32 protein-coding genes, 1 pseudogene and 1 riboswitch are annotated in these 21,238 nt (G+C 70.2%); of the genes and pseudogenes, 9 read left to right on the forward strand and 24 right to left on the reverse strand.

Annotated elements, in window-relative coordinates; genetic code table 11:
* Positions 1-9: 9 nt before the first annotated feature.
* The 20 genes from dnaB to OG259_RS07890 all read right to left on the reverse strand — a co-directional run bounded on the left by dnaB (position 10) and on the right by OG259_RS07890 (position 9,760).
* Positions 10-1,380, reverse strand: coding sequence for a replicative DNA helicase (gene dnaB, locus OG259_RS07795; protein ID WP_328941571.1), 1,371 nt, complete (start codon positions 1,378-1,380; stop codon positions 10-12).
* Entirely contained in the window at positions 1,377-2,090 is a 714-nt protein-coding gene (locus OG259_RS07800) for an ATP-binding protein (RefSeq protein WP_328941572.1), read from the reverse strand. The genes dnaB and OG259_RS07800 overlap by 4 nt, the downstream gene beginning before the upstream one ends.
* A 3-nt stretch (positions 2,091-2,093) precedes the next feature.
* On the reverse strand, positions 2,094-3,050 hold the full coding sequence (locus OG259_RS07805) for a hypothetical protein (RefSeq protein ID WP_328941573.1): 957 nt from the start codon (positions 3,048-3,050) through the stop codon (positions 2,094-2,096).
* A gap of 34 nt (positions 3,051-3,084) precedes the next feature.
* Positions 3,085-3,258, reverse strand: a complete 174-nt coding sequence (locus OG259_RS07810) for a hypothetical protein (protein WP_328941574.1) — start codon at positions 3,256-3,258, stop codon at positions 3,085-3,087.
* The gene (locus OG259_RS07815) at positions 3,255-4,196 is read right to left on the reverse strand and encodes a hypothetical protein (RefSeq protein WP_328941575.1); all 942 of its coding nucleotides are present in this window, start codon (positions 4,194-4,196) and stop codon (positions 3,255-3,257) included. The genes OG259_RS07810 and OG259_RS07815 overlap by 4 nt, the downstream gene beginning before the upstream one ends.
* Positions 4,193-4,357 (reverse strand): hypothetical protein, encoded by a 165-nt coding sequence (locus OG259_RS07820; RefSeq protein WP_328941576.1) that lies wholly within the window; start codon positions 4,355-4,357, stop codon positions 4,193-4,195. Before OG259_RS07820 ends, OG259_RS07815 begins: the two co-directional genes overlap by 4 nt.
* A complete protein-coding gene (locus OG259_RS07825) occupies positions 4,354-4,701 on the reverse strand; it encodes a hypothetical protein (protein ID WP_328941577.1) in 348 nt (115 codons plus the stop codon). The genes OG259_RS07820 and OG259_RS07825 overlap by 4 nt, the downstream gene beginning before the upstream one ends.
* A 118-nt stretch (positions 4,702-4,819) precedes the next feature.
* Entirely contained in the window at positions 4,820-5,614 is a 795-nt protein-coding gene (locus OG259_RS07830; protein ID WP_328941578.1) for a recombinase RecT, read from the reverse strand.
* On the reverse strand, positions 5,611-6,495 hold the full coding sequence (locus OG259_RS07835; RefSeq protein WP_328941579.1) for a YqaJ viral recombinase family nuclease: 885 nt from the start codon (positions 6,493-6,495) through the stop codon (positions 5,611-5,613). The genes OG259_RS07830 and OG259_RS07835 overlap by 4 nt, the downstream gene beginning before the upstream one ends.
* Positions 6,492-6,731 carry a hypothetical protein gene (locus OG259_RS07840; protein ID WP_328941580.1) on the reverse strand — a complete coding sequence of 80 codons (240 nt, stop codon included), beginning with the start codon at positions 6,729-6,731 and terminating at the stop codon, positions 6,492-6,494. Before OG259_RS07840 ends, OG259_RS07835 begins: the two co-directional genes overlap by 4 nt.
* Before the next feature lie 161 nt (positions 6,732-6,892).
* Positions 6,893-7,075 (reverse strand): hypothetical protein, encoded by a 183-nt coding sequence (locus OG259_RS07845; protein WP_328941581.1) that lies wholly within the window; start codon positions 7,073-7,075, stop codon positions 6,893-6,895.
* Positions 7,072-7,350 (reverse strand): hypothetical protein, encoded by a 279-nt coding sequence (locus OG259_RS07850; RefSeq protein WP_328941582.1) that lies wholly within the window; start codon positions 7,348-7,350, stop codon positions 7,072-7,074. Before OG259_RS07850 ends, OG259_RS07845 begins: the two co-directional genes overlap by 4 nt.
* A gap of 91 nt (positions 7,351-7,441) precedes the next feature.
* Positions 7,442-7,642 carry a hypothetical protein gene (locus OG259_RS07855; RefSeq protein ID WP_328941583.1) on the reverse strand — a complete coding sequence of 67 codons (201 nt, stop codon included), beginning with the start codon at positions 7,640-7,642 and terminating at the stop codon, positions 7,442-7,444.
* On the reverse strand, positions 7,639-8,220 hold the full coding sequence (locus OG259_RS07860; RefSeq protein WP_328941584.1) for a hypothetical protein: 582 nt from the start codon (positions 8,218-8,220) through the stop codon (positions 7,639-7,641). The genes OG259_RS07855 and OG259_RS07860 overlap by 4 nt, the downstream gene beginning before the upstream one ends.
* The gene (locus OG259_RS07865) at positions 8,217-8,393 is read right to left on the reverse strand and encodes a hypothetical protein (protein WP_328941585.1); all 177 of its coding nucleotides are present in this window, start codon (positions 8,391-8,393) and stop codon (positions 8,217-8,219) included. Before OG259_RS07865 ends, OG259_RS07860 begins: the two co-directional genes overlap by 4 nt.
* Positions 8,390-8,578, reverse strand: coding sequence for a hypothetical protein (locus tag OG259_RS07870; RefSeq protein WP_328941586.1), 189 nt, complete (start codon positions 8,576-8,578; stop codon positions 8,390-8,392). The genes OG259_RS07865 and OG259_RS07870 overlap by 4 nt, the downstream gene beginning before the upstream one ends.
* On the reverse strand, positions 8,575-8,868 hold the full coding sequence (locus OG259_RS07875; protein ID WP_328941587.1) for a hypothetical protein: 294 nt from the start codon (positions 8,866-8,868) through the stop codon (positions 8,575-8,577). The genes OG259_RS07870 and OG259_RS07875 overlap by 4 nt, the downstream gene beginning before the upstream one ends.
* Positions 8,865-9,131 carry a hypothetical protein gene (locus OG259_RS07880; protein WP_328941588.1) on the reverse strand — a complete coding sequence of 89 codons (267 nt, stop codon included), beginning with the start codon at positions 9,129-9,131 and terminating at the stop codon, positions 8,865-8,867. Before OG259_RS07880 ends, OG259_RS07875 begins: the two co-directional genes overlap by 4 nt.
* Positions 9,132-9,231: 100 nt before the next feature.
* Positions 9,232-9,534, reverse strand: coding sequence for a hypothetical protein (locus tag OG259_RS07885; protein WP_328941589.1), 303 nt, complete (start codon positions 9,532-9,534; stop codon positions 9,232-9,234).
* A gap of 1 nt (position 9,535) precedes the next feature.
* A complete protein-coding gene (locus OG259_RS07890; protein WP_328941590.1) occupies positions 9,536-9,760 on the reverse strand; it encodes a helix-turn-helix domain-containing protein in 225 nt (74 codons plus the stop codon).
* Positions 9,761-9,962: 202 nt separating this feature from the next.
* Here OG259_RS07890 and OG259_RS07895 point away from each other — a divergent pair, with 202 nt between their 5' ends.
* The 8 genes and pseudogenes from OG259_RS07895 to OG259_RS07930 all read left to right on the forward strand — a co-directional run bounded on the left by OG259_RS07895 (position 9,963) and on the right by OG259_RS07930 (position 17,027).
* Positions 9,963-10,382 (forward strand): hypothetical protein, encoded by a 420-nt coding sequence (locus tag OG259_RS07895; protein ID WP_328941591.1) that lies wholly within the window; start codon positions 9,963-9,965, stop codon positions 10,380-10,382.
* A gap of 154 nt (positions 10,383-10,536) precedes the next feature.
* Positions 10,537-10,740 (forward strand): hypothetical protein, encoded by a 204-nt coding sequence (locus OG259_RS07900; RefSeq protein ID WP_328941592.1) that lies wholly within the window; start codon positions 10,537-10,539, stop codon positions 10,738-10,740.
* Positions 10,741-10,817: 77 nt separating this feature from the next.
* Positions 10,818-12,113, forward strand: coding sequence for a tyrosine-type recombinase/integrase (locus OG259_RS07905; protein WP_328941593.1), 1,296 nt, complete (start codon positions 10,818-10,820; stop codon positions 12,111-12,113).
* Positions 12,114-12,191: 78 nt separating this feature from the next.
* Positions 12,192-12,818: pseudogene (locus tag OG259_RS07910) on the forward strand (STM4015 family protein); the annotation flags it as partial.
* Positions 12,815-13,972 carry an STM4014 family protein gene (locus OG259_RS07915; RefSeq protein ID WP_328941594.1) on the forward strand — a complete coding sequence of 386 codons (1,158 nt, stop codon included), beginning with the start codon at positions 12,815-12,817 and terminating at the stop codon, positions 13,970-13,972. The pseudogene OG259_RS07910 and the gene OG259_RS07915, both read left to right, overlap by 4 nt.
* A gap of 11 nt (positions 13,973-13,983) precedes the next feature.
* Positions 13,984-14,805 (forward strand): STM4013/SEN3800 family hydrolase, encoded by an 822-nt coding sequence (locus OG259_RS07920; RefSeq protein ID WP_328947022.1) that lies wholly within the window; start codon positions 13,984-13,986, stop codon positions 14,803-14,805.
* Entirely contained in the window at positions 14,802-16,139 is a 1,338-nt protein-coding gene (locus OG259_RS07925; RefSeq protein WP_328941595.1) for an STM4012 family radical SAM protein, read from the forward strand. Before OG259_RS07920 ends, OG259_RS07925 begins: the two co-directional genes overlap by 4 nt.
* 9 nt (positions 16,140-16,148) lie before the next feature.
* Positions 16,149-17,027: an STM4011 family radical SAM protein gene (locus OG259_RS07930; protein ID WP_328941596.1), complete on the forward strand. Its 879-nt coding sequence runs from the start codon at positions 16,149-16,151 to the stop codon at positions 17,025-17,027.
* On the opposite strand, the gene OG259_RS07935 is transcribed toward OG259_RS07930, so the two are convergent.
* Together OG259_RS07935 and OG259_RS07940 are read right to left on the reverse strand one after the other, a co-directional pair.
* Positions 17,014-17,808, reverse strand: coding sequence for an SGNH/GDSL hydrolase family protein (locus OG259_RS07935; RefSeq protein WP_328941597.1), 795 nt, complete (start codon positions 17,806-17,808; stop codon positions 17,014-17,016). The genes OG259_RS07930 and OG259_RS07935 overlap by 14 nt on opposite strands.
* Positions 17,809-17,973: 165 nt before the next feature.
* Positions 17,974-18,954 (reverse strand): LysM peptidoglycan-binding domain-containing M23 family metallopeptidase, encoded by a 981-nt coding sequence (locus tag OG259_RS07940; protein ID WP_328941598.1) that lies wholly within the window; start codon positions 18,952-18,954, stop codon positions 17,974-17,976.
* A 4-nt stretch (positions 18,955-18,958) separates the two neighbouring features.
* Positions 18,959-19,118: riboswitch (cyclic di-AMP (ydaO/yuaA leader) on the reverse strand.
* 388 nt (positions 19,119-19,506) lie between these two features.
* Between OG259_RS07940 and OG259_RS07945 the strand changes: the two genes are divergently transcribed.
* The gene (locus tag OG259_RS07945) at positions 19,507-20,328 is read left to right on the forward strand and encodes a tyrosine-protein phosphatase (RefSeq protein WP_266898895.1); all 822 of its coding nucleotides are present in this window, start codon (positions 19,507-19,509) and stop codon (positions 20,326-20,328) included.
* 7 nt (positions 20,329-20,335) lie between these two features.
* On the opposite strand, the gene OG259_RS07950 is transcribed toward OG259_RS07945, so the two are convergent.
* Positions 20,336-20,491 (reverse strand): DUF6126 family protein, encoded by a 156-nt coding sequence (locus tag OG259_RS07950; RefSeq protein ID WP_328941599.1) that lies wholly within the window; start codon positions 20,489-20,491, stop codon positions 20,336-20,338.
* A 32-nt stretch (positions 20,492-20,523) separates the two neighbouring features.
* Complete coding sequence (locus tag OG259_RS07955; RefSeq protein ID WP_328941600.1) at positions 20,524-21,180, reverse strand: helix-turn-helix domain-containing protein; 657 nt, start codon at positions 21,178-21,180, stop codon at positions 20,524-20,526.
* Positions 21,181-21,238: the final 58 nt, after the last annotated feature.

Genomic DNA, 21,238 nt, shown 5'->3' on the forward strand with positions numbered 1-21,238 from the left:
TGATGGCCCTCACGTGTGGGCCATGTCGACGAACCGGCTGTAGTGGAGCTGGTTGGCGACGGTGATGGTGGAGGGCGATCCGTTGCGGTGCTTGCCGACGATGAGGTCGACTTCACCGGCGCGCTCGGACTCGCGGTTGTAGGCGTCGTCGCGGTGGACGAGGATCACGATGTCGGCGTCCTGCTCAAGGGATCCGGACTCGCGGAGGTCGGAGACCATGGGCCGCTTGTCCTGCCGCTGCTCGGGCCCGCGGTTGAGCTGGCAGAGGACGACGACGGGGACTTCGAGCTCCAGCGCCATGAGCTTCACGTTGCGGCTCATGTCTGAGACTTCCTGCTGCCGGTTGTCGCGGCCGCGGGAGGTGCCTGATTCGAGGAGCTGGAGGTAGTCGATGACGATGAGGTCGAGGCCGTGGCGCTGCTTGAGCTTCCGGGAGCGGGCCTTGATCTGCATAACGGTCTGGCCGGGGGTTGCGTCGATCGTCAGCGGCGCGGAGGTGAACCGTGGAAGGGCTTCCGCATAGCGGGCCCAGTCCGAGTCGGACATCGACCCGCCGCGGATGTGATGGAGGCCGACCCGCGCTTCGGCGGACATGATGCGGTGCTGGACGTCGCGCCGGGACATCTCCAGGCTGAACATGACGGCCGGCCGGTTGTGCTTGATCGTGCAAGCGCGCAGGAAGTCGACGCCCAGGGTGGACTTCCCCATGGCGGGACGGCCGGCCACGATGACCATCTGGCCGGGGTGGAGGCCGTGGGTCAGGTCGTCCAGGTCGGCAAATCCGGTGGGAACGCCGTAGGCGCGACCGTTCTTCTGAAGCTCTTCGAGTTCGGTGACCATGTCCTCGGCGTCCTCGCCGAGGAGGGCCGAGTCGGCACTGTCGCGGATCTGGACTGCGGCGTTGAGCTCGGCCATGGCGGCGTCTGCGGTCTCGTTCGCGCCGCCGCCGGAGTAGCCCAACGCGGCGATCTTGGTGCCCGCTTTGACCAGGCTGCGGAGGACGGCTTTCTCACGGACGATCTCGGCGTAGTAGCTGGCGTTCGCCGCGGTGGGTGTCGCCTGCACCAGGTTGTACGCCGCGTTGATGCCGCCGACGCGCTGGAGATCGCCTCGCTCGCGGAGCAGGTTGGTGACCGTGACGGGGTCGGCCGGCTCGCCCTTGGCATTCAGTGTGGTGATCGCGTCAAAGATGGTCTCGTGGGCGGGCTTGTAGAAGTCGGCGCCGGTGACGATCTCGACGACGTCCATGATGGCGTCCTTGGAGAGCATCATTCCGCCGAGAACGGACTGCTCGGCATCCATGTCCTGCGGGAGCTGCCGGTCGTAGGCGGGAGCAGCGGGGGCGTCGTCCCACATGTCGGGCGCGATGTCGGTGGTCATGCGGCCATCGCCCGACGGCGGTCCTGGCCGGTGATGACGACGCGTCGGCACATCTCGGCAAGGCGGGAAGTGACCCGGTCACCGAGGCGGGCCGCGAGATCCTTCGGCAGCACGTTGGACGTGATGAGCGTCGGCAGCTCGTTCTCGTACCGGTGGTTGACCAGGCGGAAGTTGATGCTCTCGGTGAACTCGGAGATCTTGCCGCCGGCGCCGAGGTCGTCGACGAGGAGGATGGGGGCCTTGGCATAGCGCTGGAACTCGGCTTCGGAGTCGATGCCGTGGCGGGGCTGCAGCTGGGCGTACAAGTCGGCCGCGGTGACGACAACCCAGCGGGCGACGGTGCCGGTGACGGCGAGTTCGCGCATGGCGCCGTAGGCCTCGTAGGTCTTGCCGACGCCGGTGGGTCCGAGGAGCAGCAGCGAAGGTCCGGCCGTGACGCTGGCGACGGGAGCCTTTCGACGCGTCTGCTCGGCGGCGGCGCGGTCGATCAGGTCGGCGATCCAGGTGCGGACCTCCGGCTCCTGGGGGTGTGCGGCGCGGTAGCGGAGGGGGATCTGCTTGGCAACCTGGTGGCTGCTCCAGCGGGCGACGTTGGACGGTCCGTAGGGGTCGCCGTCGTCGGTGTTGAGCCAGTCGGCGGTTCGGCCCTGGGATGCGAGCAGGGGCTCAAGGTCGTCCTGGGCGGGGTCGATGGGCGGTGTCCACTGCATGATCTACAACTCCTCGTAGTAGCCGGACTGATCGTTGGGGTTGGTCCAGGGCTGGTAGTCGCCGACGGCGCGGAGGCGCGGCTGGTCGGCGGTCTCGGGCTCGTCGTCGTAGCAGCCCTTGTTGAGCCAGGTGGCTGGGTACTTCGTGAACTGCGGTTCCTGCCCGGCTCGCTCTCGGGCGTAGGCCAGTGCCGCGTCGACCATGTGCTGGGGATCCACGCCGCGTTCGATGGCGGCGATCCAGGCCTGCTTGGCTTCCTCGCGGTCGCGCTTGCGGGGGTAGTTCACCCAGAAGGCACCGAAGGCGGCGAGGTGGTGGTCGGGCTGCTTGATGCCTGGGAGCGGGGTGAGGGTGGATGCGGGAAGAGAAGACGTTTTCTTTCCCGTCTTCGTCTCTCCGTCTTCTTCTTTAGACGTACCACCGTGTGGCACGTCGGTCCGAGCTGGGGAAAGACCCGTTTCCGCAGGTCGCGCCGACGTACCGCCATGTGGCACGTCGGTCTGACCTGCGCTCTCGTTCGTTTCCGCAGGTCGCGCCGACGTACCACCATCTGGTACGTCGGTGGTGCTCTCCGACGTACCACCGTGTGGTACGTCGGTCTGGCCTGCGGTTTTCCGAGAGTTCGCAGGTCGGGCCGACGTACCGACGTGTGGTACGTCGGTGAGGAGGAGGACGGTGGAGATTTGTCCGCCCTTCATCGGCTCGAGGTCGGGGCTCAGGTAGCCGCATTTCTTGAGCTCGGCGAAGGCTGCGCGGAACTGTCGCCGGCCGGGGCTGGCTTTGCCGTGCTTGGCGACAGAGGCTCGCCACATGTCGTCAGCCGTGGCCTGCCATCCGTCGGGCCGGCTGAGAAGTTCGGCGAGAATGCCGCGCGCCATGTGGCTCAGACGGTCGTCGCGCACGGTGGCGTTCGGGACCTGAAGGAAGTCCTTCGTCAGCCTGCTGCGGCGGATCCTCACGAGACGTCTTCTCTCTGGCTAAGGCGGTGGGTGGCTAGGCGGCGACTTGGTGGTGGCGGCCGGGCTGGTGTTCGTCGCACCGCCAGCCGCCGGCGTAGAGCCGGGCGGGTTCCCCGCAGACGGGGTTACCGGTCTCGCAGAACCCGGGTGTGGTCTTCGGGTACGGCGGCGGGACGATCTCCAGCCGGCGGGGCTCGTCGTCGCTCATGCGGCCACGTCCAGCGGCTCGGGGTGCCGGAGCAGTTCCTGCTGGAGGTGGTTGCGGGTGACGCCGATGCGAGCTGCGGCGGTTTCATAGTCGGCGCCGAGTCGCATGAGCTCGCGGGCGTTCTCGGCGATCGCGGCACCGCGGTTGGAAGCTTCGCCGCGGGCCATGCCAAGGGCGCGGTAGCGGTCAGCAGGACTCAGGTGCTTGCGCTCCTGCAGCCAGTCGTCGTGGGCGTCCTGGCAGGGCTGGCAGACCGGGATCTTCTCCAGGCGGTGGGTCCACCAGCCGCGGTCCGTGCCGCAGAAGCCGGTCCAGTCGGGGAGGGCGGTCGGGTCGTCGATGGTGTCGTCGTCCCAGGCGGCCGGCGGAGCCCAGCCCCGCGCGGTGGCGTAGTTGCGGCGACGCTGCGCGATCCACGGGGTGACGCCCGTCTCCTCGGCCGCGACATTCGAGAGCTCCGTGTAGACAGCGCGAACGGAGCGGGCGACCTGCACGGTCAGCTTCGGCGAACGCCCGACCTGTTCGATCGTCCTAGGAGCGCTGCAGGGGAGGCGGCCGTTGATGGTGGGGCTGGTCCAGCCAAGGTGGGCAAGGGCCCGGATCCGACGGACGGTGCCGGTGGCGTCGATCCTTGCGCCTGCCGGGTAGTCGTCGAGTGTGGGCGTGAAGGAGAGGATCGCGGTGGCGGTCTCGGGGCGGATCCGCTTGCTGGGCGGGTAGGGGTTCTTGCCGTAGAGGAGTCCGCACAGCGTGGGAACGGGGACGCCGGTCTTTGCTGCCTGGGAGGCGATGGAGAGTCCGCCGGCCTGGAGGCGGAGGACGTGCTGCCTGGCGGGTTCGGCGTCGACCATGGGCTGCCACTGGCCGTAGGCCATGAGTCGCCGGCGGCGGCGCTGGTTGTGGGTCTTTGCGGCTCGCTGGGCTTCAGTGCGGGTCACTGTCCTGTCTCCTTCCGGGCGGGCTGGTGTGCGGGGAGGTCGTAGAGGGTCTGGCAGAGGCGGAGGCTGTCGGTGCGGCGCCAGCGTTCGAGGTCGGCGAGGATTTCGATCTCCGCCCTGAAGCGGAGGCCGGCGGCACGGCGGCGGGCTCGGCGGGTCATGCCGCGGCCTGGCGTGCTGCGGCGGTGCCCTTCCAGGTGCGGACTCCGGAGTGGTTCACGGTGGGGCGGCTGCTGCAGGCCCAGCCGGCTTTGCGGATGTAGCCCTCGTCCTGGAGGAGGGTCATCAGCCGTCCCCAGTGGTGGGCGGAGTCCGGCGGCTCGGGCAACTTGTGCTCGTCGGCGATCTCAAAGCAGGTGAACGTGCGGCCGGTTGCCGCGGCGTCTATGTACTTGGGCCAGACCTGGGCGAGCCACGTCTCGTAGTCCTCGGCGCGCTCCTGGCGGGCGGGCCGCTTCGGCTCGGGGATGGTGCCGTCGAGCGCGGGCTGGATGGGGTTTGTCATGCCACTACCTGTAAGCCTGCGGTGCGACACGGCTGGTTTCACGGAAGGTTTCACGATCTTGGTCACGGCGTTTCCCTTCTGCTGACCTGCGGGGACACGAGTTCTTGATTCGCCTTGCTCAGTCGACGAGTTCGCCGTCGATGGGCTCGTCCTCGTCGGGGTCGATCTCGCCGAGCGGGAGGGCGGGTGCGTCGAGGCGCTCGATGACCCCGCTGCGCTTCTCGGCCGAGGTGGGTACCCACTTGCCGAGCCGTCGGGCCGCCGTCTTAAGCCACATGGCCTCTTCGTCGGTGCGCCACGGGCTGTAGTCGCTGTCGGCGCCGTCGGACTTGGCCTTGGCGCGGGCGATGTGGTCGCGGTTGAGGACGACGACCTTGCTGATCGCCCCGCCCTGCATGACGGCGTAGGCGTAGGCGCCGACGAGCGGGCCGCGGTCGCCGAACCAGTCGACCTTGTGGTGGGGCTGCTTCATGGCGCCGGGCCAGCGCGGTGGCCGGTGGTCGTCGAGGGCGCCGGGCGTCCATGCGAACTCGTCGTTGGTGCGGACGACTTCGACGACGACGGACTGGGCGGCGCCGGCGTTGTAGATGAGCTCGACGATGCCCTGGTAGCCGACGATGCCCTGGACTTCGAGCTGACCCTTGCGCTTGATGGGCCTCAGGTAGAACTGCTCGGTGCCGGGCTCGAGGCCGAGGCGGGCGGCGGTCATGAGGGCGCTCATGAGGCTGCCGGGGTTGTTCTGGGCGGCGGCGGCGAGCTTCTCGTTCTGGCGGAGGACGCCGACGGCGAGGCGGGCGAAGGTGTCGACACGCACGTGGCTGGCGGCGACGACGGCGAGCTCCGGCTTGTACTGCTCGATCATGGCCGCTGGCGTGTGGGACTGGCGGGCGATCTCGTTGCCGATCTGGCTCATGCGCTGTGGCTCCTGTACGGCTGGAGGGCGAGGGTGGTGCCGTCGGTGTTGACCGTGCGGTAGGCGATGCGACGCTCGCCGCAGACGGCGCGGTAGCCGTTGCCGATGTGGTCGAGGACTTCGCCGCGGACTTGGGTGAACTCGGTGTCGACGGTGCGGCGCTGGTCGCCGATGACCTCGTAGCGGGCGGCGAGTTCGAGGGGGATCTCGACGTCGATGTCGTCGCGGCCGTGGGGCTGGACGCGGATGGTCTGGTAGGTGGCGTCGGCTCCGTCGATGGGGGGCCGGTTGCCGCGGCGCACGTCGTCGAGGAACCGCTCGGCCGCGTCACGGAGGATCTGCGCGTCGTCGGCGTCGTACTCGACGACGTACTCGCGGTAGTCGTGGCCGGAGACGAGGAGCGCGATGTGGGTGGTGCGGTAGCCGGTGACATCCATCTGCCACTGGACCTGGCAGCGGTAGTAGACGGGGATCTCGTCGCTGCCGGCCGGGCCCCAGCCTTCACCGAACGGGGACGTCTTGACCTCGACGAGGGAGTTGTCGCCGATACGGTCGGGGGTGGCGCGCTGCCAGTCCCGGTCGCGGTGCCGCCATGTGCCGGTCTCGTGGAGTTCGACGCCGTGCCCGTCGGACCACTTCTGGGCGACGGCCGCTTCGAGCCGGTTGCCCCATTCGACGGCCGGGTTGGACTCGAACGGCGGGGTGGGCAGGCCGGCCTTCTTGTGCCAGAGGCTGAAGCGGGACTGCCACGGGGAGAGGTTGACGACCGCGGCGATCTCGGTGGCGGTGATGCACAGGCCGCCACGGGCCTTCTCCCACTCGGGTGTGCCGGGGGTGTACTGGCCGAGGAGGATCCCGGTCGGGGGCTGGACGGCGATCACGCGGCCACCTCACCCTGGGCGATGCCCTGGAGGTTGGTGACGCCGTCGGGGTCGTACTGGATGGCGACGACGGCGGCGACGTAGCCGGGGAAGCCGAGGGCGAGCTTGTCGCGGTTGGCGGGGTCGGCCATGTCGATGGCCTTGATGATCTGCTCGGTGAAGCTGCCGGCCTGGTAGCCGCCGCGGCCGTAGTGGAAGAGGACGTGGTTCGCGACTTCCGGGGTGATGCTGTCCATCTGGGGCTCCTGAGGGTGTGGGGTGCCAGCCGCCCCGCGCTGGGGGTTCGGGGGCGGCTGGCTGGCGCGGAGCCGGGGGGTGGCTCGACGCGCCGGTCTATGGGGTTGTGGTCTTGTCCCGCCGGCCGGGCGGTGGTCTGCACGTCAGGCCGGCGGGCGGTTCAGGCGGCCTGCGGGTCAGCGCAGATCGGGAGGAGCAGCTGGGCCTCGTAGCTGGCCGATACCTCGGGCAGGTCGTGCGATTCGATGAGGTGGTCGGTCATGACCTCGACCGCGTGCTCGTGGAGCAGGCCGGTGACCGTGGTGGTGCAGCCGGGCATCGGACAGCGCAGGTAGCCGTTCACGCCGCGGCCGCCTTCCGGTGCTCGCAGGTCCCCCGGAAGCACGGTTCGGCCTGCTGCTTCCACTGCTGCTTGGTGACGAGGCGGACCGTCCAGCCGTTCTTCAGATCGCGGTCCCGGTCGCGCTGCCGGGGAGTGAAGCCCTTGTGAGCTTCGGCGGCGGTGACCGCGGTGTCGCCGTGGCTGCTGCTGTACACGCAGCCGTTCGCGTCGGACCGGATCCAGAAGCATTGAGCGAGCGGGAGGATCTCGTCCTCGATCTGAACCATGAGCTTCACGACGACTCCTTGGAGAGGTGCCAGCCGAGGGCCAGCAGGGCGATGGATGCGGCGGCGACGGCCAGGACGGTGCGCCAGATGGGGAGGCGGGTCACTGGGCACCCCGCACGTCGTCGGGGATCTCGGCGAACCCGGCGAGGATGTCGGCCCTCAGGTTCGGGTCGGTGATCCAGGAGGGGACGGCGGTCCGTGGTGCGAGGTCCAGGCCGGCGAGCAGCTGGTGGGCGGCGGCCGCGGGGACGGTCGGGGTGGTCAGCAGCGGCGACAGGATGTCGACCGCGGGCCGGGTCATGAGACGGCCTCGAAGACCGGCGTCGGGCCCTGCTGGTATGCCCGCCGGTACCGCCAGCGCGGGCTGGGCGACTTCGTCTCGGTCCACTCGATCGGCCCGTGGCAGCGCCGGTACGGGCTGTGGTACCAGGCGCGGCGCATGGCGAGCGCTCCGCAGTCCGGGCAGGCGATCTGAGGCCCGAACGGCGCGCCGGTCATGCTGCTCATGTCGTAGTGGTCGGGGCGAAGAACGTCGACCGATCCGTCGATGGCCTGCTTGCGGCTGAAGTCGGGCCAGTCGGAACCGTCCTCGTACTGCATGATCGCGGCGTCCTGGCTCTCGGCGGACACCTTGACCAGGTAGACCGAGGTGACCTCGAACTTCACGTAGTAGTCGCGCTCGTCGAGCCCCCACTGCTGGTGCCGCGGCACCTGGCTCTCGATGAAGGCGAGGATGTCGTCCATCTCTCCGCGCGGTTCCGGGCGGGCGTACCGCCGGCCGCGGGCGTCCTCGTGGGCGCCGGGGTGGCCGATGTCGCGGATGCAGTCGTAGACGCTGATGGTCTGGCCGTCCTCGAACAGCTCCTGCGCGCACTTCATCGGGCCCCTCCAGGCGTCCAGTTCGGGTAGTCGGCGTCGCTCGAGCAGAGTTCGGGGTGGCGGAGCATGTAGATCGCGTCTCCGTCGGCGACGACCTCGTGCTCGTTGCCGAGGGCGGCGTGACGGGTCTGGGAGTCGCGCAAGACCTGGCATAGGTCGTCGATGGCGTTCATCGGGCGCCGCCTTCACGGGGCAGGAGTCCGAGGCGCCGCCAGTGCGCGGCCTCGGCGTCGGCTTCCGTCAGGAGGTCAAGCCTCTGCTTGCCCGTGACCTTGCGAGCGTGGGCGCGGATGTCGGCGATCTGCTGCTCGACGTCGGCGAGCGGCACGTCCAGGCGGGCAATGTCGGCGGCGGTCATCGGGCACCGCCCTCGACGGCCTCACGGAACGACCGGATCAGCTCATGGATCTGGTCGATCGCCTCGTCCAACGGCTCGTGCTCCGTTGCGAGGCCGAGCGTGGTGAGGAAGTTGTCGAGGGACTTCGCGTCCAGCTCCTTGGCCCATGCGAGCGGCTCGGACTCCGGCGCCTGGAGCAGGCCGGCGGCGTTCAGGTCGAAGGCGAGCGAGTAAGCCTCACGGTTACCCCTGGCCATCGAAGCCTGGATCACGTCAGCCGCCGCGTTGATCAGCTTGGGGTTCGTGCTCATGCCGCACCTCGCACGATGAGCCGCGGGCCGTAGGCGCCGAGGGTCTTGTTGGCGCGGGCCAGCCGGCCGAGCGCGGCCTCGAAGTCCTGGCGGTCCTCGGCACTGTTGAGCGGCCGGAGCCGGCGGATCTCGCGGACCTCACCGAAGGCGTCGATCTCCGCCTGCAGGACGGGCCGCGGAAGCGACAGGCCGATCAGGGTGGCGACGGCGTCCGGGATCGGGACGGGCACCAACTGGGGGTGCGTCTGAGATACTCGGGACACGGGGTCTTCCTTCTCTCTCGCAGGTTGCGTGCGGTGGAGGGGTGGATCTCGGAGGGCCGGCCGTCGGGTGTAGGAGCCCGGCTCCGGCCCGCATACCGCGCTAGGCGGCGAGGGGCATGAGCTGCTTGCGGCCCTGGCCCTGCCGGCCCCGACGGGGCACGGCCGTCCTGGGCGGCTGGGTCAGGCTGTCCTCGAGCAGGGCCTGCCGGTCTGCCTTGGTGGTCACCACCGTGCGACCCGGCTTGCGCTTCAGGCCGAGCTCGTTGAGGCGGCGGTGCACGGTGCGGACGCTGCAGCTCAGGACGTAGGCCGTCTCCTGGACGGTCATGACGTCGGCGTTCAGGTCCTTGGGCTCCTGCGGCGTCTCGTACTTCTGGTACCGCTCTTTCCGGTCCCCGGGCATGTCACTCCTTGTCGGGCTGGGCCCGTTCGGCCGCCGCGAGGGCGGCGAACAGACGCTTATGGCTGGCGGGTCGCATCCGGGTGCGGGACCCGGTTTCCAGGTGGCTCAGGTGCGAGCGGCTTATGCCGGCGGCTGTGGCGAGGTCGTCGATTTCGAGACCTGCGGCCTTGCGTCGTTCGCGCAGCTCTGCCCCGTCCACCTGGATGGTGGTTGGCGCTTGGTGCATGCCTTGAAGGTAGACCTAGTTAGACCTTCATGTCCACCACTGGTTGGTCCCTGATCTGCCTGGGTTGGACAAGAAGATCTACCAAGGTGGTCTGACCAGGGCAGACGTCCTGGCTTAAGGCAGCCTTTAGGGAGGGTCAAGGATTCAGCCGTACTTGACCCTGGTCCTAGCTGGCCCTAGATGGCCCTGTCACTATGGGGACATGGCACCCCGTGACTTCGACGCCCTCGCGCAGGCCGTCAAGAACCGCCGCATCGAGCTCGGCTACGGCTACAAGACCGCTGCCAAGAAGGCAGGCATCGCCTTCGAGACCTGGAAGCGCATCGAAACTGGTCAGCCAGTCCGAGACCTCAGCTACTCCCGAGCCGAGCCCGTACTGCACTGGGCCCCCGGAAGCTGCGTCGCCGTCCTCGAAGGCAAATCGCCAGTCCTCGTGACCCCAGCCGAAAGTGCATCGGGTGTCTCGATCTCGCCCATGCCGGCCGAAGCGCTCGACGCCGTGAAGGACGTCGTGCAGCTCGCCGCCATCGCCACCACCAGCGGCCTGACCGCCGACGAGATCCGAGCCCTAAGCGAGAAGGTGGTGGCCGACCTCAAGGAGAAGGGCTTCCTCGACGGCTGAAACTCATCCGATGGTCGTACAACCATCACGAGAGTTCAGATGCTGACAAAACCGAGCGTTGAACTTCCGTCACATCTAGTTCCAACTTCCACTTTCCGTGGCAGAGTCTGTGCACACCCTCGAAGGCTCCCGCACCAACCCGACAGGGGGAGCCATGCTGAAAACTGACGCGCTCATAGTCGACTACGGGCCGACCTTCCATGGGACAGCCCTCAAGACCGGCGACGGGATCGTCTGCGTCATACCTCGCCAACTCCAGTCGCCCGACGAGGAAGGAGACGTCCTCCGGGAGATGGTCGAGGGTCTGGGAGGCCGCTGTGGCCAGTGCGCGGGTTGCCCGCTCGGCAGCCTTCCCTGAGATCATGGCATCGCGGAGGCCCGGCGGTTGGGGAACCGACCGGGCACCGCAGCCTCCAGCGACAGAGGGAGACGGCCATGGCCAACGTCGACCAGCACGTCCACATCGAGTGGCGCGGTGGCACCTGCCGCGTGAAGTGGTGGTCCGGCGAGTACCTCCCCAACGGCCGCAAGCGCTACGAGTCCAAGGGCGGCTTCACCGACGAGGACGAGGCGTATCGGCACGGGCAGGACAAGCTGTACGAGATCCGGCACGGCACCCACGTGTCCAACCGGAGCAGAGCGACACTCATGGGCGAATGGCTGGACGACTGGCTGGCCGCCATGAACTACGCCTTCACCACCGAGGTCGCCTACCGGTCGCGGGTCGAAGCCCACATCCGGCCTTACTTCGGGCGCATGGCGATCGGCGACATCGACACCCTTGCCTACCGTGCGTTCAAGAAGCACATCGAGCAGACCGTCGGGACGACGACGGCGAAGAACGTCCTGTCGACCCTCGGCATGATCCTGGACGACGCAGTCCCCCGCCTGATCAAGGTCTCCCCCGTCGAGCGCACGAAGCGTCGAGGGAAGTTCACGAAGCGGCCGAAGGAGCGCAAGCGCGACGTCACCGAGGAGACCGTCGAGGCACTCGCCCGCAACGCCCGCGTCCTGCTGGGCGAGCCGGGCTACGTGATGATCTGGACCATGGCTGTGACGGGGATGCGGCCGGGTGAGCTGTTCGGCCTGACGCGCGAGTACTGCTACCCGGCGTGGCCGGCCGCGGACTTGAGGCTCGACCGGGACGAGATCGACCGGTACGAGGAGGACCTGGAGCGCTACGGCAAGGGCGGCGATCTCATGCCGGCCATCCGGGTCGAGCGGCAGGTCCAGCGCACCAAGAGGGTGAAGGGCGCCGAGTTCTTCCCGCCGAAGTACGGCAGCCAGCGCACCCTGGTCATCCCGCCGTTCCTGGCGGACATGCTGGAGGGCGTGCTGGCCTCACACGCGAGCCGCTGGGTCTTCCCGGCCTACCGCGGCGGCTGCCTCGCCGCCGGCGACTTCAACGGCGACTACTGGTACGAGATCCGCGGCGGCGCCGACGAGCGGCCCAAGGGCCCGGGGGTCAGGATTCCGCGTCCCGCGATCCCGCCGGTGCCCGAGTTCGAGGGCCGGCGCATGTACTTGCTGCGGCACGCGCACAAGGCGTGGCTGGACGAGGAGCTGGAGCACAGCCGCTATGCGGTCGAGGCTCGCATGGGTCACGAGATGGGCGGCGTGGAGGGCGTCTACAGCAGCGTGACAGTGCCGATGGAACGCGCCATCATGAAGACACTGCAGCAGCGGTGGGAAGGGTTCCAGGAGCGCGAGGCCAAGCGCGCCCAGACCTAGATCATCTCCCATCGGTTTCCCACCCCCTAGGGGTGATGGAGTATCACTGCAGGTCCAGGGCCAGCCAGGGCTACCCTCTGCGAGATCTCCTGGATCATCCAGTCCGATGTGACCCCGCTGCTCGCCGCCTACCCGGCCCTGCGGGAGTTCGGGGTGCGCGGAGGCTCGGACCTGGTCTTCCCCTCGATCCGACACACCGGTCTGGAGAGCCTGGTCGTGGAGACCGGCGGTCTGGGTGCCGAGGTCGTGCGCGGGATCGTGGGCAGTGACCTGCCCGCCCTGGAGAGGCTGGAACTCTGGCTCGGTACCGACGAGTACGGCGGCGACAGCACGGCCGAGGACCTCGTGCCGCTGCTCTCCGGCGCGGCGTTCCCCGCCCTTCGCTCGCTCGGGCTGCGCAACAGCGTGATCCAGGACGCCGTGGCCGCCGCGGTGGCGGGCGCCCCCGTCCTCGCCCGGATCGAGCGGCTCGACCTGTCGATGGGCGTCCTCACCGACGAGGGCGCGGCGGCCCTGCTCGACGGACAGCCGCTGACCCACCTCAGCCACCTCGACCTCTCCCACCACTACCTGTCGGAGGACATGCGCACGCGCGTGCTCGCCGCGCTGGCCCCGCACGGCGTGGTCGTCGACCTCGACGACCCGCAGGAGGCGGACGACGAGGAGGACGGCCGCGTCTGGCGGTACGTCGCGGTCGCCGAATGACCGCCCGCCCGCGCCTCGTGGTCGTCGGTGATCCGGCGGGCCGCCGCGTCGCGTTCTTCCAGGACGCGCTGCGGACCGCCGGGCTGCCCGGGGCGCGGGTGGTGTCCTGGCCCGAGGTGCTGCGCGGTGCGGCGCGGTTCTCGGAGGGCGAGACCGTACGCCTGGACTCGCCCGGGGAGGATCCGGAGGCCGACCGGCTCCTTCGGGAGGTCGACGATCCGGCCCGGGTCGAGGGCACCGGCCGCTGGTACGAGCGGTTCGTCGCCGCCACGGCGGATCTCGCCCGGTCCGTCACCGGGGCGGGCGCCGTTCTCGTGGACGACCCCGCCGAGCTCGCGGCCCTGTTCGACAAGCGGCTGAGCCACGGCCTGCTCCACGCGGCCGGGGTGCCGGTGCCCGAGTCGCCGACCTCCGGCCCCTCCGCCCCGGCCGTGCGCGGCTGGGAGGACGTCAAGTCCCTGACCGCCGAGTCCGGTCTGCGCCGGTTCTTCGTGAAGCTCGCGCACGGCTCCTCCGCTTCGGGAGTGCTCGCGGTCGAGACGAACGCCGCGGGCCGGGTCCACGCCACCACATCGGTGGAGCGCGGGCCGGACGGGCCTCTCTTCAACTCCCTTCGGGTCCGGCGCTACACGAGCGAGCACGAGGTCGCCGCGATCGTGGACGCCCTCGCCCCGGACGGTCTGCACGTCGAGCGGTGGCTGCCCAAGGCCGCCCAGGGCGGCCGGGCGGCCGACCTGCGGGTGGTGGTGATCGACGGCCGGGCCACCCACGCCGTGCTGCGCACCAGCCGCTCCCCCATGACCAATCTGCATCTGGGCGGCACCCGGGGCGACCTCGACGCGGCCCGGGCCGCGATCGCCGGGGCCGGCGCCCGGTGGTCGGACGCGCTCGACGTGTGCGAGCGGGCCGCCGCCGTCTTCCCCGGCACCCGGTGCGTCGGCGTCGACCTGCTGCCCGCCACGGGCTGGCGCCGCTTCGCCGTGGGCGAGGTCAACGCCTTCGGCGATCTGCTGCCGGGCCTCACGGGCCTGCCCGGCAGCGGCGCCGAGGGCCTCGACACGTACGCGGCCCAGGTCGCCGCCCAGTTCCCGGACAGCCGTACCCCGCACACCACCACCCGCATCACCCGCACCACAGGAACGAGCACCGCGTGATCCAGCCCGACATGAACACGATCGTCGGGAGCCACGATCTGCTCCTGGTCACCCTCGACACGCTGCGGTACGACGTGGCGGTCGAGCTCGCGGCCGAGGGCCGCATCCCGAACCTGGCCCGCCAGCTGCCCGGCGGCGTCTGGGAGCGGCGGCACGCGCCCGGCAGCTTCACCTACGCCTCCCACCAGGCGATCTTCGCCGGTTTCCTGCCGACCCCGGCCACTCCGGGCCCGCACCCGCGCCTGTTCGCGGCGCGCTTCGCGGGCAGCGAGTCGACCGCCGACGGCACCTACGTCCACGACACCCCGGACCTCGTGTCCGCTCTCGCGGCCGAGGGCTACCGGACGGTCTGCGTCGGCGGCGTCGGCTTCTTCAACAAGCAGCCGCCGCTCGGTTCCGTGCTCCCCGGCCTCTTCCAGGAGAGCCACTGGGAGCCCGCGTTCGGTGTCGCCTCCCCGACCTCCTTCGAGTCCCAGGTCGCCCGCGCCGAGGAGGTCGTCGCCGGTCTCCCGCACGAGCGGCGGCTCTTCCTCTTCGTCAACGTGTCCGCCCTGCACCAGCCCAACTGGTTCCACCTGCCGGACGCCACCCGCGAGGCCGGCGACTCCCGGGCCACCCACGCGGCCGCCCTCGAATACGTCGACCGGCACATCGGTCGGCTCTTCGCCGCGATGAGCAGCCGCCGCCCGTGCTTCGCGATCGTCTGCTCCGACCACGGCACCGCGTACGGGGAGGACGGCCACACCGGGCACCGGCTCGGCCACGAGGTCGTGTGGACCGTCCCGTACGCGCAGTTCGAGCTCGCGGGCCCGAAGCGGGAGGCCGTGGCATGAGCGACGGCACCATCCCGCGTCCGTACCGGAGCTACGTCTACGCCTATCCGCACAAGACGGCGTACCGGCCGCTCCCCGACCCTGCGCCCTCCCTCGCCGCGCTCTGGCGGGACGAGCCGAAGGACGCGCTCTCCCTCTACGCGCACATCCCGTTCTGCGAGGTCCGCTGCGGCTTCTGCAACCTCTTCACCCGGATCGGCGCCCCCGACGAGCTGACCACGCGCTACCTCGACGCCCTGGACCGCCAGGCCACGACCGTCCGCGAGGCCCTCGGCGACGAGGCTCCGGTGCGGTTCGCGACGGCCGCGTTCGGCGGCGGCACGCCCACCTTCCTCACCGCCGGCGAGCTGGAGCGGCTCTGCGACATCGCCGAGAAGCGGATGGGGGTGGATCTGCGGGCGGTGCCGCTCTCCGTGGAGACCTCGCCCGCGACGGCGACCGCCGACCGCCTCGCCCTGCTCGCCGATCGGGGCGCGACCCGGCTCAGCATCGGGGTGCAGAGCTTCGTGGAGGCCGAGGCGCGGGCGGCCGTCCGTCCACAGCGCCGCGCCGACGTCGAATCGGCGCTCGGCCGGATCCGGGACACCGGCGTCCCGGTCCTCAACATCGACCTGATCTACGGCATCGACGGCCAGACCGAGGAGTCCTGGCGCTCCTCGCTCGACGCCGCCCTCGCCTGGCGCCCGGAGGAGCTGTACCTCTATCCGCTGTACGTCCGGCCGCTCACCGGTCTCGGCCGGATCTCCCCCGCCGCGGACCGGGAGTGGGACGAGCAGCGGCTGCGCCTCTACCGGGGCGGCCGGGACCACCTCCTCGCGCACGGCTACGAGCAGGTGTCGATGCGGATGTTCCGGCGGACGGACGCCGCACCGCTCGGCCCCGACGACTACGCCTGTCAGACGGACGGGATGATCGGCCTGGGCTGTGGGGCCCGCTCGTACACCTCGGCCCTCCACTACTCCTTCGACTACGCGGTCGACATGCGGGAGATACGCACGATCATCGACGCCTACACGGAGGCCGCGGACTTCTCACGGGCCGAGGTCGGCCGGTGGGTCGACGCCGGAGAGGCCCGGCGCCGCCATCTGCTCCAGTCGCTGCTCCAGGCGGAGGGCATGCCGGTCACCGGTTACGAGGAGCGGTTCGGCACCTCTCCGTTCGCGGACTTCCCGACGGAACTGGGCCGGTTCGAGGCGTTCGGCTGGCTGGACGAAGGGGCGCCGGAAGGGCTCCTACGGCTGTCGCCGGAGGGGCTCGCCCACTCGGACGGCCTCGGCCCCGAGCTCTTCTCCCCCTCGGTGCGGGCCGCGATGGCCGCGTACGAGCCGAAGTAGAGGGCGCACATGGACCTGACGCTCCTCTACCGCGGGCCGCTCTCCTCCTGCGATTTCGACTGTCCCTACTGTCCCTTCGCCAAGCGCCGGGACAGCGGGGAGCAGCTGCGCGCCGACCGGGCCGCGCTCGAACGGTTCACCGGGTGGGCCGCCGCGCAGACCGGGGACCGGCTGCGGATCCTCTTCACCCCGTGGGGCGAGGGGCTGGTCCGCTCCTGGTACCGGCGGGCGCTCGTCGAGCTGTCCCGCCTCCCGCACGTCGAGCGGGTCGCGATCCAGACCAATCTGAGCTGCCGCACCGACTGGCTGGCGGAAGCGGACCCGGAGAGCGTGGCGCTCTGGTGCACGTACCACCCCGGGCAGACGCCGTACGAGCGCTTCCTCGCCAAGTGCGGGGAGCTGACCGAGCGGGGCGTCCGCTTCAGTGTCGGCGTCGTCGGGCTTGCCGAGCACGCGGAGCACGCCCGGCGGCTGAGGGCCGAACTGCCGCCGCACGTCTACCTCTGGGTGAACGCGGCGGAGGGGCACGCGTACACCGACGCGGAGGCCGCGGAGTGGACGGGGATCGACCCGCTCTTCCCGTACAGCCGTCATCCGCACCGCTCGGCGGGGCTGCCCTGCCGGACCGGGGAGTCGGTGATCTCGGTGGACGGCGAGGGGACGGTGCGGCGCTGCCACTTCGTCAAGGCCGAGCTGGGGAACCTGTACGACGGCTCGTACCGCTCCGCCCTGCGCCCCCGCGCCTGCCCCCTCGCCCTCTGCGACTGCCACATCGGCTACGTCCATCTGGAGACGCTGCCGCTGTACGACGTGTTCGCCGGCGGGGTCCTGGAGCGGATCCCCGCCGTCGTACACGCGCCGGCCGGCCCCGGAACTACAGGGGCATGAGGTCGGGGCGCTTCGCCTCGACGTGGTCGCCGGAGCTCTCGCCCCGCAGTCGGCGCCCGATCCACGGCACGAGGTACTCCTTCGCCCAGTGGATGTCGTCGCGCCGCACCTCCAGCGGGCCGCGCGGGGGGACCGGCGGCCATTCCTGGTCGGGGTCGGCGGGGACCGGCATGCCGAGGACCTGGGCAGCGCGCAGCGCGACCCGGGTGTGGCCCTCGGGCGAGAGGTGCAGCCGGTCGTCGTCCCAGGCGCGCCGGTCCTGGACGGACTTCAGCGACCACAGGTCGAGCACGGGGCACCCGTAGCGGTCGGCGATGGCCCGGACGTGGCCGTTGTAGGTGGCGATCTTGCCGCGCAGGTGCTTGAGGAGGATCACGTCGCGGGTGTCGAAGCCGGTGGTCACCATGACGGTGCCGACGGCGGAGGTCAGGTCGGCGACGGCGCGCTCGAAGCGCTCGGCGACGTCGTCGGGGTCCGTGCCGGGGCGGATGATGTCGTTTCCGCCGGCGCAGAAGGTCACCAGGTCGGGGGCGAGTTCCTTCGCCCGGGGGACCTGTTCCGCCACGATCTGGTCGAGGAGGCGTCCGCGTACGGCCAGGTTGGCGTAGCGGAAGCCGTCGTGCTCCGGCAGCTGGTCGGCGAGCAGCACCGCGAAGCGGTCCGCCCAGCCGACGTACGTCCCGTCGGGCCCGGGGTCTCCGACACCCTCGGTGAAGCTGTCACCGATCGCCGCGTACGACCCGAATGCGTTCTTGTCTCTTGATCTCGAATCGTCTGCCACGGGAGCACATCTTTCCCTTTCGGATGTGACCTACGCGACCGTAAGGAGGGGTTGACGCTGGGTGACATATGCCACCGATAAAGAATTTGCCAAGCCGGAATAGAGCGGGAACACGCCGGAGGCCCGGCACGCGTGCGTGCCGGGCCTCCGAGTGACGACGGGGCGTCAGATGCTCACGCCGTGCGAACGCAGGGCGGAGATCGGGTCGATGTCGGAGCCGTACTCCGGCCCGGTGCGCATCTCGAAGTGCAGGTGCGGTCCGGTGACGTTGCCGGTCGCGCCGGAGAGACCGATCTGCTCTCCGCCGCTCACGGTCTGGCCGGCGGAGACGGAGATCGAGGAGAGGTGGGCGTACTGCGAGAAGGTGCCGTCGGCGTGCTGGATGACGACCTGGTTGCCGTACGCGCCGCCGTCGCCGGCGGAGTAGACGGTGCCGGGGCCGACCGCGACGATCGTGGTGCCGGTGGAGGCCATGAAGTCGACACCGGTGTGGTAGCCGGAGGACCACATCGAGCCCGCGGCGCGGTACGGGGTGGACATGCCGCCGCTGACGGGGGCGAACCAGCCGGAGGCGGAGGTCGCGCCGGCCGAGGAGGAGCCGGACGACTGGGTGCTCGCGGCCGGGGCGGCGGCGCGCTCGCTGCTCCGGGAGGCGCGCGCGGTGTCGCCGTTCTTCGCGGAGCTCTTCGTGGAGGCCTTCGCGGTGCTCTTGGGGGCGGCGGCCTTGGCGGTGCTCTTCGGCGCGGCGGCCTTGGCGGTGCTCTTGGCGCCGAGGGTGAGCTTCATGCCCGGCAGGATGAGCGAGGGGTTCTCGCCGACGACCTGGCGGTTGTCCGCGTACAGCTTCTGCCAGCCACCGGTGAGGTGGTGCTCGGCGGCGATCTTCGACAGGTAGTCGCCCCGCACGACGGAGTACGTCTTCGGCGCGGCCTTCGTGGTGGCGGGCGCGGCCTTGGCGGAGGCGGGGGCCTTCACCTGGGCGGCGGCGGTGACGGCCTGGCCGGGAGCGGTGGCCGGGGCGGCGGCGTGGGCGCCGGTGGCACCGAGGAGCGGGAGGGCGACGACGGCGCCTCCTGTACCGGCGGCGGCGATTCCGCGGGTGAGGCGGTTGGACTTGATGCGGCGGTGCTTACCCTTCGCGGGCATGGCGAATTCCTCTCCGGCGCCTGCGAGGTGAGCTGTCGGGTTCGGACTGGAGATGCCCGGCCGCGTTCTCACGCGGCTTCACCCCAAGCCGTCCTGCGTCGCGGGACCGGCGTACTTCCTGGGTCCCCCGCTCCTGCCACGCATGGGATGAGTGGAATTCCGGACGGTGGCAGGATTCGGCGGTCCGACCGGATTGACGGTGACGCTAGACGAGCGGGGTCTGCGCGAACAAGCCAATGATTTCCAACGGCTTTCCCCGTGCGGCCTTTCACCCGGAATTCCGGTCACCCTCCGTGGATGACGGGCCCTCGATTTCCTTTTTCCGTACGGCAATTGCTCAGGGCCGACGGCCACGATCCGTCACTTCTATGACCCTGCTCACGCGCTCGGGCCCATCTCGCCCGTAAACAGGGCGCGTTATACACAACGCCTCAATTCGGACAGATCCCCCATTCCCGTCCAGGGGGGTGCGCCATCGCGGCCCCACCTGGATGATTGCCCGTGGAACCGATCGCGCATCGGTCATCCGAACGTCGACCATCAGGAGCATCCGTGACGCAGCAGCTGCCGCAGGTCCCGCCCATCGAAGCGAACGAACCCGAGCTGGCCGAGGTCCGCAACTTCCGGGACGTGGGCGGCCTGCCGACGACGGACGGGCGCGCCGTGCACCCCGGCCGCCTCTTCCGCAGCGGCCACCTCGCCCACGCCACCGAGGAGGACGTCGTCTTCCTCGACTCGCTCGGACTGCACACCGTCTTCGACTTCCGGAACCTGGTCGACCGGAAGGTCGAGGGCCAGGACGTGGACCTCCCCGGCGTGCGGAACGTGAACATACCGCTCAGCGATCCGGCCGCGGGCAAGGAGTTCTGGAAGCTGGTCCGCGAGGGCGACATCGAGCAGCTGCGGGAGCTCCTCGGCGACGGCAAGGCCGCGACCCGAATGTCCGACTCGTACCGGAAGATGATTGTCGAGCGGACCGAGGAGCACAGCCGGGTCCTGCACTCCATGGCGGAGGACAGCCTCCCCGCCCTGATGCACTGCGCGGCCGGCAAGGACCGCGCCGGGCTGTCCATCGCGATCACCCTGCTCGCCCTCGGGGTCGAGCGGGAGGCGATCGAGGCCGACTACGTGAAGTCGAACGCCCCGCACCGCCGCTACAAGGTGCGCCGCAGCTCCACCGACCCGGACGCGATGTCGCCCGAGGTGATGGAGCTGCTGAGCCCGCTGTTCGACGCGCGGGTGGAGTACCTGCGGGGCGCCTTCGAGACGATCGAGGCGACCTGGGGCTCGGTGGACGCCTACCTCACGGAGGGCCTGAAGCTCTCTCCGGAGACCCGCGAGCGCCTGCGGGAGCGTCTCCTCACCGAGGCGTGAGCGGGATCTACTGGTTCTGCCCGCCCAGCATGAAGAGCAGGTAGAGGAAGCCGGCGAAGAGGTGGCCGGCGACCAGATAGGCGAAGAGGCGGAGGACGAGACCCTTGGGGAACTTGCCTTCCCCGCGCTCCTCGCCAGTGACGGTTCGTGACTTCTCGGACATCTCGGTCTCTTTCCTGGAAGAGGCGGGCAGGGTCAGCGCCGGTGCGGGGTCCCGTCGCCGAGGCACAGCTCGGCGACGGGACTCTGCATCAGGGTGTGGACGAAGAGGAGCTCGGCCCCACCGGGGGTCGCGGCCCCGATCCGGTGCGGGGTGAGCGAGTCGAAGTGCGCACTGTCCCCGGGGTCGAGGACATGGACGGCCTCGCCGAGCGAGAGCCGCACCCGGCCCTCCAGGACGTGGATCCACTCCTCGCCCGGGTGGACGCGCACGATGTCGGCCCGGGTGGCGTACGGCACGTGGACCCGCAGGCACTGCAGGGCGCGTCCGGCGCCGCCCACCTGGCGGTAGATCCAGCCGTCGGCCTCGACGGGTTCGGAGCGGCCGGCCCGGACGACGGGGTCGCGCTCGGACAGCGTCTCGCCGAGGAGCTCGGAGACCGTCGTACCGTAGATGCGGGCGAGAGCGAGCAGCATCGGAAGCGAAGGCTGCCGGTTCCCCGTCTCCAGACGCGAGAGGTGGGCCGGCGAGAGGCCGGCCCGCTGGGCGGCGGCCTCCAGGGTGAGCCCCCTGCGGCGGCGCAGGGCCCGCAGCTGCGGGGCGACGTCGGGCAGGGCGTCGGAGGTCGCGAGGTCGGGCGGGACGCCCGGGGTGGCGGGGTCCGGGGAGGCTTCCCCGGGGACGTGGTCCATGCGTCCATTCCGCCAGGAACATGCCTCTGAGGCAAGTTTCTTGCCTCAGAGGCAAAAG

The organism is Streptomyces sp. NBC_00250, assembly GCF_036192275.1.
Classification (GTDB): domain Bacteria; phylum Actinomycetota; class Actinomycetes; order Streptomycetales; family Streptomycetaceae; genus Streptomyces.